Origin of the sequence: Pseudarthrobacter sp. NS4 (assembly GCF_024758005.1) — a bacterium.
GTDB lineage: Bacteria > Actinomycetota > Actinomycetes > Actinomycetales > Micrococcaceae > Arthrobacter.
In genome coordinates, this window is the sequence record NZ_CP103288.1 from 4,243,536 (window position 1) to 4,257,394 (window position 13,859).

The 13,859-nt window shown below is 64.3% G+C and carries 10 protein-coding genes and 1 pseudogene; 6 read left to right on the top strand and 5 right to left on the bottom strand.

From position 1 onward, the window contains the following. Nucleotides 1-119: 119 nt before the first annotated feature. The 4 genes and pseudogenes from NXY83_RS19920 to NXY83_RS19935 all read left to right on the top strand — a co-directional run. Nucleotides 120-1,673 carry an alanine/glycine:cation symporter family protein gene (locus NXY83_RS19920; protein ID WP_258803916.1) on the top strand — a complete coding sequence of 518 codons (1,554 nt, stop codon included), beginning with the start codon at nt 120-122 and terminating at the stop codon, nt 1,671-1,673. A 135-nt stretch (nt 1,674-1,808) separates the two neighbouring features. Beyond that, the gene (locus NXY83_RS19925) at nt 1,809-2,516 is read left to right on the top strand and encodes a FadR/GntR family transcriptional regulator (RefSeq protein WP_258803917.1); all 708 of its coding nucleotides are present in this window, start codon (nt 1,809-1,811) and stop codon (nt 2,514-2,516) included. A gap of 27 nt (nt 2,517-2,543) precedes the next feature. After that, nucleotides 2,544-3,569, top strand: coding sequence for an asparaginase (locus NXY83_RS19930; protein ID WP_258803918.1), 1,026 nt, complete (start codon nt 2,544-2,546; stop codon nt 3,567-3,569). A gap of 6 nt (nt 3,570-3,575) precedes the next feature. After that, nucleotides 3,576-3,872: pseudogene (locus tag NXY83_RS19935) on the top strand (lyase family protein); the annotation flags it as partial. 63 nt (nt 3,873-3,935) lie between these two features. On the opposite strand, the gene ggt reads toward NXY83_RS19935, so the two are convergent. After that, entirely contained in the window at nt 3,936-5,807 is a 1,872-nt protein-coding gene (gene ggt / locus NXY83_RS19940; protein WP_258803919.1) for a gamma-glutamyltransferase, read from the bottom strand. 188 nt (nt 5,808-5,995) lie between these two features. Between ggt and NXY83_RS19945 the strand changes: the two genes are divergently transcribed. Continuing rightward, entirely contained in the window at nt 5,996-6,940 is a 945-nt protein-coding gene (locus tag NXY83_RS19945) for an L-lactate dehydrogenase (RefSeq protein WP_258803920.1), read from the top strand. 130 nt (nt 6,941-7,070) lie between these two features. Next, nucleotides 7,071-8,387 (top strand): ATP-binding protein, encoded by a 1,317-nt coding sequence (locus tag NXY83_RS19950; protein ID WP_258803921.1) that lies wholly within the window; start codon nt 7,071-7,073, stop codon nt 8,385-8,387. Between the two features lie 92 nt (nt 8,388-8,479). On the opposite strand, the gene NXY83_RS19955 is transcribed toward NXY83_RS19950, so the two are convergent. The 4 genes from NXY83_RS19955 to NXY83_RS19970 form a co-directional block, all read right to left on the bottom strand. After that, nucleotides 8,480-9,127, bottom strand: a complete 648-nt coding sequence (locus NXY83_RS19955) for an HD domain-containing protein (RefSeq protein ID WP_258803922.1) — start codon at nt 9,125-9,127, stop codon at nt 8,480-8,482. 42 nt (nt 9,128-9,169) lie between these two features. Then, nucleotides 9,170-9,385 carry an AsnC family protein gene (locus NXY83_RS19960; protein WP_258803923.1) on the bottom strand — a complete coding sequence of 72 codons (216 nt, stop codon included), beginning with the start codon at nt 9,383-9,385 and terminating at the stop codon, nt 9,170-9,172. Between the two features lie 83 nt (nt 9,386-9,468). Then, on the bottom strand, nt 9,469-10,353 hold the full coding sequence (gene gluQRS / locus NXY83_RS19965) for a tRNA glutamyl-Q(34) synthetase GluQRS (RefSeq protein WP_258803924.1): 885 nt from the start codon (nt 10,351-10,353) through the stop codon (nt 9,469-9,471). Between the two features lie 361 nt (nt 10,354-10,714). After that, nucleotides 10,715-13,855 carry an efflux RND transporter permease subunit gene (locus NXY83_RS19970; RefSeq protein WP_258803925.1) on the bottom strand — a complete coding sequence of 1,047 codons (3,141 nt, stop codon included), beginning with the start codon at nt 13,853-13,855 and terminating at the stop codon, nt 10,715-10,717. Nucleotides 13,856-13,859: the final 4 nt, after the last annotated feature.

The window sequence follows — 13,859 nt, forward strand, 5'->3', positions numbered from 1 at the left end:
GGTATATGCCGCAGCTCACATCCGTTGGGGGAAGCCCAGGCAGCAGCTTCGGCTGTTCTGGGCAGAGCGGGGCAGTTAGCCCTCAACCAGAGAGTATGGAACCAATGCAAGCAATACCCATGACTGTCCATGACGAAGTCGGTTGGCTGGCCTCCGTAGAACAAACGATCGATGACATATTCCGCCCGATCGCTGAAGTATTTTCGGCCATAGTCTTCTTTCCCATCACCATCGGAGATGTCAGCTTTCCCGCAGTTGTGGCCTGGCTCATCGCCGCCGGCGTCATCATCAGCATCTATCTCGGCCTGATCCAGTTCCGGGGACTCAAGGTCTCCTATGAAGTGGTGCGGGGGCGCTATTCCACCAAGAGCGACCCCGGCGAAGTCCCCCACTTCCAGGCTCTCACCTCTGCACTCTCAGGCACTGTCGGCCTCGGCAACATCGCCGGCGTGGGTGCCGCCATGGCACTCGGCGGCCCCGGTGCCACGTTTTGGATGATCCTGGCCGGGCTGCTCGGCATGGCCACAAAATTCGCGGAATGCACCCTCGGCGTTAAATACCGGCAGGTGCACGAAGACGGCACCGTCACGGGCGGACCGTTCAAATACCTGCCCATCGCTTTCCAAAAATTCGGCAAGGTGCCGGTAAAGATCCTCACGGGAATCTTCGCCGTCTCCATCCTGATCTTCGGCATCGCCGGTGGAAACATGTTCCAGGCCAACCAGACCTTCGCCCAGATGCGAAACGTCACCGGCGGCGACGATGGCTTCCTCGGCACCGCCGGAGCGGCCCTGATCTTCGGCCTCATCCTCGCGGCGCTCGTGGCTGCCGTGATCCTCGGCGGCATGAAGTCCATTGGGGCCACTACCAGCAGGCTCGTTCCCGCCATGGCTTTCATCTACGTGGTCGCCTGCCTGTTCGTCATCTTCGTGAACATCGGCCAGGTTCCGGCCGCGTTCGGCGCCATCATCGCCGGTGCGTTCAACCCGTCAGGTATGGCCGGCGGCCTCGTGGGCGTCATGATCGTGGGCTTCCAGCGTGCGGCGTTCTCGAACGAAGCAGGCCTGGGATCAGCTGCGATCGCGCACTCCACGGTCAAGACCCGCCGTCCTGTAAGCGAAGGGTTCGTTGCAATGTTCGAGCCCCTCGTGGACACCGTCATCATCTGTACGATGACTGCCTTGGCAATTGTGATCGCGGGCGCCCCCAGCCTGCAGGCAGGTATCGACCAGGTGCAGGCCGGTGAAGGCGCACCTGACGGCGTAATCCTCACCTCAGATGCATTCGCGACAGTGCTGCCCTGGTTCCCGCTCGTCCTCGCCTTCGCAGTGGCCCTGTTCGCGTTCTCCACGCTCATCACCTGGTCCTACTACGGCCTCAAGGCCTGGGAGTACCTTTTCGGGCGCAGCAAGGTTTCCGAAATCTCCTACAAGTGCGTCTTCCTGTTCTTCACTGTCGTCGGTACGGTCCTGACCTTCAGCCAGGTGCTGAACTTTGCCGATGCCGCACTCTTCATCTGCGCGTTCATCAACCTGCTCGGCGTGTACCTGCTGATGCCGGTGATCAAGCGCGAGATGAAGGCTTACCTTGCGGACCGCAAGAGCGGAAAACTGCTGGAGCTTGGAGTCGAGTCCGACGAAGCGGGCTCATCGCGCGTTTCGGGCCGGGAATGAGCCGGTAGAACGTGGCAGCTTCAGGAGCGTAGCTCCGAAGGACCAACCAGGGAGGCTGGCACCGTTTCGGTGCCAGCCTCCCTTGTTTTAACTACGCATTTTGACAGTGCCTGTGACCCCTGCGATCTTTAAAGCGTGAACCTGTCAGACAGCCGGACAGCAGGACAGCCTGCAACCCTTCCGCTCGCCCGGCTTAGTGCTGCCGAGGCCGTTTTCAATGCTATCCGCGGGGACATCGAGTCCGGGGCTGTCGCAGTGGGCAGCAAGCTCAGCTCCGAGGCCACCCTTTCCCAGCAGTACGGTGTCAGCCGGTCGGTGATCCGTGAGGCCCTCAGGTCCTGCACGGCGCTGGGTTTGACGGTTACCAAGACAGGCAGGGGCACGTTCGTCGTGGCCAGCAAAGTGGCCAACGACCTCACGTTGGGCCAATACTCCGCCCGGGATCTCACCGAGGCCCGCCCGCACATCGAGGTCCCAGCCGCAGGGTTGGCCGCCGAGCGGCGTACAGACGAAGAGCTGGAGAGTCTGCGCCACATCATGGCCGCGATGGCGGACGAGACAGACCTGGAATCCTGGGTGGCACTGGACTCCAGCTTCCATGCAGCCATCGCCCAGGCCAGCGGAAACAAGGTGTTCGCCAGCGTGGTGGCGGACATCCGCGGTGCCTTGGCGAACCAGTCGGAAACCCTGAACATGGTGGCAGACCGGCAGCACGCCTCCGACGTTGAACACCAGCAGATCCTTGCCGCCATCGAGGCCGGCTCAGCGGAAGATGCCCGCGCAGCCATGGCCCATCACCTGCAGGCCGTGGGCGCGGCCCTCTACTCCATCCTGAACAAGTAACGCCCGCACGCAACCTCCAAGGAACGTATGCTCTCCCCTGCACTTTCTGCTGCCCATACTGCTGCAATGCTCCCGCAGCACCAGCCCCTGGTGGTGGCCATCCGCGACGGCCTGGTGGAAAGCGTCCACTACGGGTCTGCCATCGCCCTCGCAGCGGATGGCTCAACAGTGGCATCTGCAGGCGATCCGCTGGCGGCCTTCTACCCCCGGTCCTCGCTTAAGCCACTCCAGGCAGTGGCCATGGTGCGCGCCGGCCTCGAACTGCCGGCTGATCTCCTCGCCCTGGCCGCTGCGAGCCACTCGGGCGGCGCAAAGCACCGCCAGGGAGCCCTGCGGATCCTCGAACAGCACGGCCTTGGCGTCAGCGACTTCGGCAACAGCAAGGACCTCCCCTACGGCGTGAACGAGCGGGAGGACTGGCTGCGAAACGGAGGCCGCTCCACCCACCTCACCCAGAACTGCTCGGGCAAGCACGCCGCCATGGCTGCGACCTGCACCATCAACGGCTGGCCGGTCAAAGGCTACCTGGAGCCCTCACACCCGCTGCAGCAGCTGGTCGCCCGGACGGTCACCGAACTGACCGGTGAGGAACCACTCGCCCTCAGCACCGACGGCTGCGGAACGCCCCTGTTTGCCCTGACGCTGCCGGGCATGGCCCGCGCCTTCGGAGTTATCGCCCGCGCCGCCGCGCTCGACGACGGCAGTGCGGAAGCCGCCGTCGGACGCGCCATGCGGCAGCACCCGGACATGGTGGCCGGGGAGGCCCGCGACGTCACCGAACTGATGCGCCTCCTCCCGGGCGCCGTCGCAAAGGACGGCTTCGAAGGCGTCCAGCTGGCAGGCCTGCCAGACGGCGGCGCCGTGGCCGTCAAAATTTCCGACGGCGGCGACCGTGCCCGGATGCCCGCCACCGCCAGGCTGCTGAAGGCGCTCGGCGTCGACACCGGTCCCCTGGCCGGTATCGCAACTGCGCCGGTGCTCGGTGGGGGCCACCAGGTCGGCGTACTCCAAGCCACTGATTTTCTGTCCACACCCGTCAATGAAGCCCCGTAAGGACCCATGACTATCATCGAAACCGCAGCGGACGCCACATCCGCTCCGACCACCAGGTCCGAGCACGAGCTGCTCGGCGACCGGGACGTCCCCGCTTCCGCCTACTGGGGCGTGCACACGCTCCGGGCCGTGGAAAACTTTCCCATCACGGGCCAGAAGCTGTCCTCGAATATGCACCTGGTCCGGGGCCTCGCGGCGGTCAAGCTTGCAGCTGCCCGGACGAACCGGGAACTCGGGCTGTTGGACGCGGAACGCTCAGGCGCCATCGAACAGGCATGCCAGGACGTCCTGGACGGCCGGCTCGCCCGACGGCGGCACCCAGGGTTCTGGAGGTACAGAACCCTGGGTGCCGCCGTCGGGTTTTAACTATCGGTGTTGGCACCGGCAGGGCGCTTCAACAACCATTGCCGAACCGCCCCCGCGCCTGGCGGGTTCGGCGGCGGCGACGGTACTTCCGTCCGGAAGGAACTCAATAGCGGTGGCGGCTCCGATTTCTGCTGCTGACGTGCCGGGCTCACCCGCAGCGGCGAGAGTGTGCCCGAACCGCGATGTAAGGGCTGTCCCGTACGCATCGATGAAGGCCTGCTCGGCCGTCACGTTTGCAGTGTTGCGCTGGGCAGCGCGGGGGGCGGCCAATGCGTCTTCGATCTTCATTTCGAGGTCGATCCGGTTGATGACCGTCTGCAGCACCGTGGTGATGATGGTTGAGCCGCCGGGCGATCCCAGGGCAAGGAAGGGTTCGTCATCCTTCAGCACGATGGTGGGTGACATTGACGAGCGCGGCCGCTTACCCGGTTCGATGCGGTTGGGGTCGGTTTCGCTATAGACAGGACTGAAATCCGTGAGTTCGTTGTTCAGGATGAAGCCTCGGCCGGGAACAACGATGCCGGACCCGCCGGTCTGCTCGATGGTGAGGGTGTATTCCACCACGTTGCCCCACTTGTCCGAGACCGTGAGGTTGGTGGTGTTGATGTTCTCGGTGTCCGCTTCATCGGCGAGAGCCGCGGGCTCTACCGGGCAGGCACCGTCGTACTTGGCCACGTCACCGGCCGGTACGGGCTTTGCTGCCGCGCGCATCGGGTCCAGTTCACAGGCCCGCTCCTTGCCAAAGACGGGGTCCAGGAGTTCTTCGGTTGGAACGTCCACAAACGCCGGGTCGCCCACGTACTTGCCCCGGTCGGCAAACGCGAGCGCGCTTGCCTCAAGGTAGTGGTGCAGGGCGCCTGCCTGGTCACCTGCCTTGGCCAGGGATTTCAGGTCGAAGACCTCCAGGATGTTCAACGCCTCGCCCACGGTGGTGCCGCCGCTGCTGGAGGGCGCCATGCCATAGACGTCATAGCCGCGGTAGTTCACGTGGGTGGGGTCCTGGTCCAGAGCTTCGTAGTCATCCAGATCGTCAACAGTCATAACACCCGCAGGCCCCGGCAGCACCTTGGGATCAGGGGAGGAGGGCGCGTTCCTGACGGTGGACACTATCTCCTCGGCCAATTCGCCCTCGTAGAAAGCGTCCATGCCGTGCTTCCCCAAGAGCTCGTATGTCCCGGCAATATCCTCGTTGGTGAAGATCGACCCAACAGCGGGCGCATCGTTGTCCGGTCCTGGCAGGAACAGCTTCCTTGTTGCTTCGAACGGCAGGAAGCGGTCCTTGTTCTCAAGCGTCTGCTGGCGGAACGTCCCATCAACCACAAAGCCCTTCCCGGCAACCTCGATCGCCGGTTCCAGCGTTTCGGCGAGGCTCATGCTGCCCCAGCGCTCCAAGGCCCTCTCCCACGTGGCCGGGGTGCCCGGCACGCCCACCGAGATTCCGCTCGTGGCCTGCTTCCTGAAGGGAAAAGGTTCACCGGTAGCCGGATCGATAAAGGCATCTGCAGGCATTGCGGCGGGCGCTGTTTCGCGGCCGTCGATGGTGCTCACTTCCTCCGTTTCTGCATCGTAGTACACGAAGTAGCCGCCGCCACCGATGCCGGCACTGTACGGTTCGGTCACTCCAAGAGTGGCGGCAGCGGCTACGGCTGCATCCACGGCGTTGCCGCCCTTGCGGAGGACTTCGATGGCCGCAGCGGATGCATCAACGTCAACAGTGCTGACCGCACCGCCACGCCCTGCAGCCGTGGGCTCCTTGTTGACGTGCCGGTCGTCAGTGCTGTGGGCAGACGCGGGGCTGGTAATTGCACCGGTGGTCACGCTCATCGCCAGTGCTGCCGTAACGGCAGCGCACCGGCGTCCCAGATGTGGCATGGTGGCTCCTATGCGGGTTTGAGTGAGGTGGGCCACACACTACTCCTCGGGCAGGGGACACTCAACGGACCCGCCTACCCTGAAAGCGGGCCGGCCTACCCTGAATCGGCAGCCTGAAAGCGATCAGGGCAACTGCACCAAACGCCGGGCCGAAACTTCCCCAGGACGACAGGAAAACGAGGCACCACATGTCCAGATCCAGACTCGCCATTGTTGGAGCCGGGAGCGTGGGAACGTCCCTGGCCTATGCCGCAATGATCCGCGGCTCGGCCAGCGACATCGCCCTTTTCGATGTCAATGCCACCAAGGCTGAAGCCGAGGCCCTGGACCTTGCGCACGGCACCCAGTTCGCTGCCGCCGCCTCCGTAACGGGCGGTGGCGACATCGGGGTGACGGAGGGGGCCGACGTCGTCGTGATTACCGCCGGAGCAAAGCAGGCCCCGGGACAGACACGGCTGGATCTCGCCGGCACCAACGTCCGCATCCTCGAACAGCTCATGCCGCAGTTGCTCCATTGTTCCCCGGACGCGGTCTACGTCCTGGTCACCAATCCCTGTGACGTGCTCACAGTTGCAGCGCAGAAGATCTCCGGGCTGCCTGCAGGGCGGGTATTTTCCTCCGGCACGGTCCTCGATACGTCCCGGTTGCGCTGGCTGCTCGCCAGCCGGGCCCACGTCGCCGTGGCCAGCGTCCACGCCAGCATGGTGGGTGAGCATGGTGATACGGAATTTCCCGTGTGGTCCGGCGCCACCATTGGGCCCGTTCCCATCCGGGACTGGAAAGTAGGCGGGGAACGCGTCTTTACCTCCGAATATCTTGCAGAAGCAGCCCGTGAAGTGACGCAGGCGGCCTACAAGGTCATCGCCGGCAAGGGAGCAACCAATTACGCCATTGGCCTGGCCGGCGCGCGCATCGTGGAAGCCCTGCTCCGCGACGAAAGCGCGGTCCTTCCGGTCTCCACCGTCCTCGACGGACAGTACGGGATTTCGGGCGTCGCCCTCTCCCTGCCCAGCATCGTCGTCCGCGGCGGTGTGGCTGGCGTTCTCGAAACACCGATGGACGACGATGAACTCGCGGCCCTGCGGCATTCCGCAGACACGCTCCGGAGGACGCTGGGCATCCTGGGCATCTAGCGGCATGGTTCCGCCGTAACGCACCGCGTCATGCAACGCCCCCGCAACCCCGGGCAGAGCCCGTTCAGCATATGCTCACGGCAGAGAAGTTCACGCTGGCTCAACGACGAACCACCACAGGAGTAACGCTATGACCAACTGGCGGATCAGGGATTTCCACTCGGCGGACCTGGACGGGATCCTGCACCTCTGGGAGACCTTGAAAGCGACCAATGTGGAACCCGTCTATGCCCTTTCCGAGGTGCTGGCGTCCTGTGAAAAGGACCACGCCGTCGTCGCCGTGCAGGGCGAGCAGGTGGTGGGCGCCGCCGTCGGACGCGCCGCGCACGACCAGGGCTGGATCGTCTTCCTGGCCACCCTGCCCGAATACCGCGGCCGCGGGATCGGCACCTCGCTGCTTGCCGCCGTCGAAAACCGCATGGCTCCGCACGGGCTGAACAAGCTCTCTGCACTGATGCCGGAATCGGAGACCCGGGTGGAGCCCTTCCTGGGCCGCGGTTTCGCGTTGAAGAAAAACCTCCGCTACTTCGAACGGACCATCCCCGTCCAGCGCCAGGAACTCGGCGCACTCGGCCAGCTGGGCGGACGCGTCCTGGCCCGGGACCTCTGGGAGAACGTCGCCGGCATGCGCAAGGAAAAGGAACTGCTGGAACGCCGCCTGGTCCTCCCGCTCGCCGAAGCCGACCTTGCTGACGAATTCGGCGTCGTGCCGCCGCGGGCAGTCGTCCTTTTCGGCCCGCCCGGTACCGGCAAAACCACCTTCGCCAAAGCCATCGCCTCCCGCCTTGAATGGCCCTTCGTCGAAGTGTTTCCGTCCCGGCTGGCCGCCGACCCCCAAGGCCTGGCCGGCGCTTTGCGCGAGACCTTCCTGGAGATCGCCGAACTGGAACACGCTGTGGTGTTCATCGACGAGGTGGAGGAAATAGCCTCACAGCGCTCGGGTGAACCGCCCTCGCCGCTGCAGGGCGTCACCAACGAGCTCCTCAAGATCATCCCGGCCTTCCGCGAACAGCCTGGCCGCCTGCTGGTCTGCGCCACCAACTTCATCCGGGCGCTGGACTCTGCGTTCCTGCGGCATGGGCGCTTCGACTACGTCATCCCCATCGGCCTGCCGGACCGGCAGGCGCGCGAAGCCATGTGGCAGCGGTTCATCCCCGCACCCGTGGTGGACGACGTGGATGTTGACCTCCTGGTGGAACGCACCCAGGGCTTCTCGCCCGCCGACATCGAGTACGCCGCCCGCAGCGCCTCCCAGCGGGCCCTGGAAAAAGCAGTGTACGACGACGGCGGGCTGGCCTCCGGAGGGCAGCTTTCCGTCCGTGAGGCGGTCCGCAAGGGGCCCTCCACCCAGGACTACCTCGACGCCATCGCCGACACACGCACCACCGTCAGTGAAGAGGTCCATCGGGAATTCCTGGAAGACATCGACGCCCTGGGGCGTGTGTAGGGGCGGACTTCATCCCGGACATCGTCCTGGGTAAGTGCCTCTCCGGTCCTGTCGAGACCTGCGGCCATCGTGTGGCCGGCTGGAAGCCGAGACTACTGGGCCCCGCCCGTCCCAGCGTTGGGTCCCGCCTCACTTGCGCCATCCGGCTCCCCATAGGACAGGTTCTCGTAGTCCGTCGTGTCTTCTTCATCCAGCTGGTCGTCGAGTTCCTCCAACAGCCATGGGTTCACCCGCGCGAGGATCTTCCGGACCTCCTCCACCTCTACGGCGGCATAGAGTACGGGACGGGCATCCCGGTACTTCGTGACCGGCGGCTTGTCCGGCCATTTCCCGGCCAGCGCCTGAACGCGTTCGGGCAGCGAGTTATGGGCGTTGTCAGCAATCTTGACCAGGGCGGCGTCGTGGTCCTGTGAAATGTCCCGGATGACGGCCGCATAGTCGTCAGGGTTTTCGTGGAGCCTGCTGGTGACCCGCTCGATGATCCGCACAGCGCGCTCGGACACACCCATCTCCAGCAACGCCTGGCGTGTCATGGGGGTGTCCTCGGCAACATCGTGCAGGTACCCGGCGATGCGGATGTCGTCGTCGAAATCCGCGAGGGCGTCACCAACGGCGAGGACATGGTCCTTGTAGGGACGCTTGAGCTTGTCCTTCTGCCGGTTGTGGGCCACCTCCGCCAGGACCTTCGCGGTCTCGACGGTGAAAGCGGGCGTGGACTGGTGCTCAGCGTGGTTTGGCATGCCCCCAGCCTAGGCTTTAACGGCGCTTCTGTTTGAGGCGGCCTACTTCTTGCCGTACTTCCGGTGGACAGCCTGCTTGCTGACTCCCAGGCAGAGGGCGATGGCCTCCCAGGAGAGTCCGGCCTGCCGTGCGCTCCTGACCAGCGAGGATTCCGCCCGCTGCACTTCCTTCTGCAGCTCGGCGACTGCCCGCAGAGCCTCCGAAGGCCCCATTCCGTCCATCGATCCAACGAGTGTTTTCATTCGTTCCACCTCCATGCCGTCAACATTAGTTGACGCGGCAGTGGCTCGTCAACAAGAGTTGACGCAGAGGTTCAGTTCACATTGCCAAAAGCCGGCAGTCAGCCCATCCCGGTCCAGATCCACGGTTCCCGAGGCAGCCCGGCGGGATCGAAGGCGTCCAGGGCGCGCTGAAGTGTTCCGGCCGGCAGGCCGAGTGACGCCAGCAGTCGGTCCCGTACGGCAGCGGCTGTGATGCCCCGCTGGTCAAGGTCGCCAAGGGTAACGGCGCCGTCGCGCTTGGCCAGGCGAACGCCGTCAGCGTTGACCACCAAGGGGACGTGCGCATATTCCGGCGCGGGAATCTTAAGGAGGGACGCGAGGTATGCCTGGCGCGGGGTGGACGGGAGCAGGTCATCGCCGCGAACCACCTGGTCGATTCCCTGCGCAGCATCGTCCACCACCACGGCGAGGTTGTAGGCCGTGACGCCGTCGTTGCGGCGCAGGACGAAGTCGTCCACAAGGCCCGTGAATTCGCCGTGGAGAACATCGTGCACTGTGTACTCGTGAACCTCGGACCGCAGCCGGACAGCGGCGGGCCTGCTTGCCCGCCTGAATTCCAGTTCGGCGGCATCAAGGTTCCGGCAGGTGCCCGGGTAAGCGCCCTGGAGGGCGTGCGGGGCGGACGGCGCCTCCTGGATTTCCCTGCGCGTGCAGAAGCACTCGTAGGTGAGGCCGGCATGCTGCAGGCGCTCGATGGCCTTGGCGTACAGCGCGCCCCGGGCGGTTTGCCGGACCACTCCGCGGTCCCATGTGACACCAATGGCTTCGAGGTCCCGCAGTTGCTCCGCTTCCGCCCCCGCCCGCGCGCGGTCCAGGTCCTCCACCCGAAGCAGGAACTCGCGGCTGGAGGAGCGGGCAAAGAGCCAGGCGAGAATGGCAGTCCGCAGATTGCCCACATGAAGTTCACCCGAAGGGCTGGGGGCGAAGCGGCCGGCGGAAGTCATGGGTTCAAGACTATGCGGACGGCAAAGCGGGCAGGGCAACACAAGAGCCCCTCAGCTACCGATGACTTCGGAAATCCGACGCCGGTAGTTCAGGGGCTCTTGCCGTGTTTGCAGAAAGACCATGGTGTGAACAAGAGTCAATCAGGGCAGCTTCCTTGCGGGAAACAGTCTCGCGCCCTCCGGGTGGTGTGCCGGGAAGCGGTAGCCGACGGGATTCGGCGGTAGCCTTGCCCGTTGCCAACATTTCACCAGCAGACGTGCAGTTCGCGCAACCGGCGCAGGCGCCACTGGTCAAATTGACCACTTCTTGCACCGCCACGGGTAAGGAAGTGATCAATATGTTTTCGTCTTCGTACCCAGGCTACGCGGCAGGCGCCGGAACCCGAGGGGCAGGTGGTTCAGCCTTGGACCGCGGTTTGCCAAACCGCAGGTAGAGGGACGGCAGGATGAACAGGTTGAGCAGCGTCGAGGACGCCAGGCCGCCCACAATGACTACAGCCATGGGATGTTCGATTTCGTGGCCGGGAATGGTGCCCATGAGGATCAACGGCACCAGTGCCAGCCCAGTGGCCAGCGTGGTCATCAGGATAGGCGAGAGCCGTTCCCCCGCGCCCCGGAGCACCAGTTCGGGCCCGAACTTTTCATTTTCATATTTCTCGAGGTGCTGGCAATGGCTGATCAGGAGGATGCCGTTGCGCGCCGCGATGCCCAGGACTGTCAGGAACCCTACGATCGAGCCGAGTGAGAGCACGCCGCCGCTCAGGTAGGCCGCGAGCATGCCCCCAACGAGTGCAACAGGAAGTGTGAACATGATCAAGGCGGCCAACCGCCAGCTGCCGAATGACGCCTGGAGCAGCAGGAAAATGACCAGGAGGGCGCCCACCGCAAAGATCAGGAGCTGGCGGGTGGCAGCTTCACGTTCCGCGAACTCCCCAAGGATCTCAGCGTGGTAGCCCGCGGGGAAGTCCACCCCGGTCAGCCCTTGCTCAAGTTTGGCCACGAGGGCGCCCAGATCACCATCCGATGCGGCATTGGCGCTGACGTCGATCCTGCGCGAATTGTTGTTCCGATCGATGACGCCGGGCGTTGCGTTGACGCTGACGTCTGCCACCTCGGCGAGCCGGACCGGCACTCCGGATGGAGTATCGATGGGCAGGTTCCCGATGCTGGTTACGTCTGAACGGGTCTCCGGAGGACTCCAGATACGGACGTCGAAGACCTTGCCTTCCCGCCATAGATCGCCCACTTCCTCACTGGCCACCATCGCTGCCGCGGCCCTCCGGACGTCGCCGGGCTTGACCCCATGGCGCTGGGCTGCCTCGAGGTTGACCTTGACGTCCACCTGCGGAATGTCCACCTGCAGCGATACGTGCTCCTCCACGGCTTCGTCGATACGTCCCATCACCTCTTCGACTTCCTTGGCCAGCCCGCGCAGGGTTTCAAGATCGTCGCCGTATACCCGGACCACCACGGCGTCGCCTTCGCCTGTGAGGACCTCGCGGATCCGCTCCTTCAGGTAGGTCTGCACGTCGCGGTGTATCCCTGGGTAGCCGTCCACTACCTCCTGCACAGCGGCCAGGGTCTTGTCGTAGTCGGCCGAGGGATCCACGCTGATCCAGTTCTCGCCGAAGTTCACCCCAACTACCTCATCTGCGGCCAGCGCCTGGCCGATGTGGGCACCACAATTCAGCACCCCGTCCAACGCCAGCAGCTCTCTGCAGGCACGCTCGCTGATGCGGACCTCCTCGGCCAGGGAGGTGCCCGGTTGAGTCACCCAGTGCATGAGGAAGTCGCGTTCCTTGAACGACGGCAGCAGTGCCTGTCCCAGCAGCGGTGCCACCAGGACCCCGGAAAGAGTCAGCCCCGTGAAAGCCAGGTAGCCAGGTCCTGGGCGGCGGACCACCCGGGACATCAGCCAGTGGTAGCCGCGCTTCAGGACCCGGACCAGCGGCGGGTCCCGCGGATCCAGCGGAGCCTTGCGCAGGAAAATGAGTGCAAGGGCTGGAGTGACTGTGAGTGCCACCAGCATGGAGGCAAAAACCGCCAACGTGTAGGCGCTGGCAAGTGGACGGAAAAAGGCCCCGGTGAGTCCTTCGAGGAAGAAGATCGGTACCGCGGCCACCACGATGATGAGGGTGGCGTACACGATCGGTCCGCGGACCTCCATTGATGCTTCCAGGACAACTGACGCCGTGGACCGGCCGCTGCGGCTTTCGCGATGCTGCCTTAACCGTCGGATGATGTTTTCAATATCGATGATGGCGTCGTCCACCACCACGCCCACGGAAATGACCAGGCCGGCCAGCACCATGGTGTTCACGGTGCTGCCGGTCATCATAATGACCACGCCCGCCGTGATGAGGGATAAGGGGATGGCAATCAGGCTGATAAGGGCTGTGCGCCACTGGAACAGGAATGCCCCCAGCACCATCATGACCAGCACGATGCCCAGCAGCAGCGCCAGGCTCAGGTTTTCCAGCGACTGTTCTATGAAGGTCGCCGGCCTGAAAAGGGCGGTGTCGACGTCGATTCCCGACAATGCCGGAGCCATCTGCTCCAGCGCTTCCTCCACTCCCTTGGTCACCTCGAGGGTGTTGCCCCACGGCAGTTTCTCCACGATGAGCATCAGGCCTTCGCCGTCATTGATGACTGCGTCACCGATCAGGGGGTTGTGGTCCATCACGACGTCGGCCACGTCGCCCAGGCGCAGGGGGTTCCCGTCGCGTTCCCGGATAGGGATCTTGGCGAGGTCCTCAGGCGTGCGGATGGGCAGGACGTGCGAAATGCCGATGCGCTGGTTCGGAGTCTCCACAACTCCGCCGGCGCCTACCACGTTGCCGGATGTGTGCTTGAGCAGTCCGGCGTGCATGGCGTCATTGGTAGTCGACATCACCTCCCTAAGGGACACATTTTCGGCCAGCAGCCGATCAGGCTTGACGCGTACCTGGAGCGTTTCCTTCCGTTCACCCCAGATGGCAACATTAGCCACGCCCGGGACGGAGAGCAGGTGGGCCCGCAGCTTGTAGTGGGTCAACATGGACATTTCGATCAGGCTGCGCTCCTCCGAGGACAAGCCGATCTTCATGACCCGGCTCGTGGAGGACAAGGGCTGCAGCATCACCGGTGGCGTGGCCCAGCTGGGCAGCGTCGGCGTGACCGTTGCGACTCTTTCCGAGACCAGCTGCCGCGCCTTCAGCAGATCAGTGCCCGGGTCGAAAATCATCAGGACCGAGGACAGCTGGGAAACAGACTTTGACCTTAGCTCGTCCAGCCCCTCCAAGCCGTTGAGCGCGTGCTCAAGCGGAACCGTGACCAGCTCCTCGACTTCCGCCGCGGTCAAGCCCAGGGCGGCCGTCTGGATTTCCACCCGGGGCGGTGCGAACTCGGGAAACACGTCCACTGATGCTGAACTGATCTGGACAGCACCAACCATCATGATTCCGAGGGCCAGCGCTACCACCACCGAACGGAACTTGAGGCTGAAACCAATGAGCCTGCGCATGGCT

Excerpts from the sequence above, each read along its gene's own strand:
- NXY83_RS19920 (WP_258803916.1), top strand. The coding sequence starts at position 120 with ATGACTGTCCATGACGAAGTCGGTTGGCTGGCCTCCGTAGAACAAACG.
- NXY83_RS19930 (WP_258803918.1), top strand. The coding sequence starts at position 2,544 with ATGCTCTCCCCTGCACTTTCTGCTGCCCATACTGCTGCAATGCTCCCG.
- ggt (WP_258803919.1), bottom strand. The coding sequence starts at position 5,807 with ATGCCACATCTGGGACGCCGGTGCGCTGCCGTTACGGCAGCACTGGCG.
- NXY83_RS19945 (WP_258803920.1), top strand. The coding sequence starts at position 5,996 with ATGTCCAGATCCAGACTCGCCATTGTTGGAGCCGGGAGCGTGGGAACG.
- NXY83_RS19950 (WP_258803921.1), top strand. The coding sequence starts at position 7,071 with ATGACCAACTGGCGGATCAGGGATTTCCACTCGGCGGACCTGGACGGG.
- NXY83_RS19955 (WP_258803922.1), bottom strand. The coding sequence starts at position 9,127 with ATGCCAAACCACGCTGAGCACCAGTCCACGCCCGCTTTCACCGTCGAG.
- NXY83_RS19960 (WP_258803923.1), bottom strand. The coding sequence starts at position 9,385 with ATGGAGGTGGAACGAATGAAAACACTCGTTGGATCGATGGACGGAATG.
- gluQRS (WP_258803924.1), bottom strand. The coding sequence starts at position 10,353 with ATGACTTCCGCCGGCCGCTTCGCCCCCAGCCCTTCGGGTGAACTTCAT.
- NXY83_RS19970 (WP_258803925.1), bottom strand. The coding sequence starts at position 13,855 with ATGCGCAGGCTCATTGGTTTCAGCCTCAAGTTCCGTTCGGTGGTGGTA.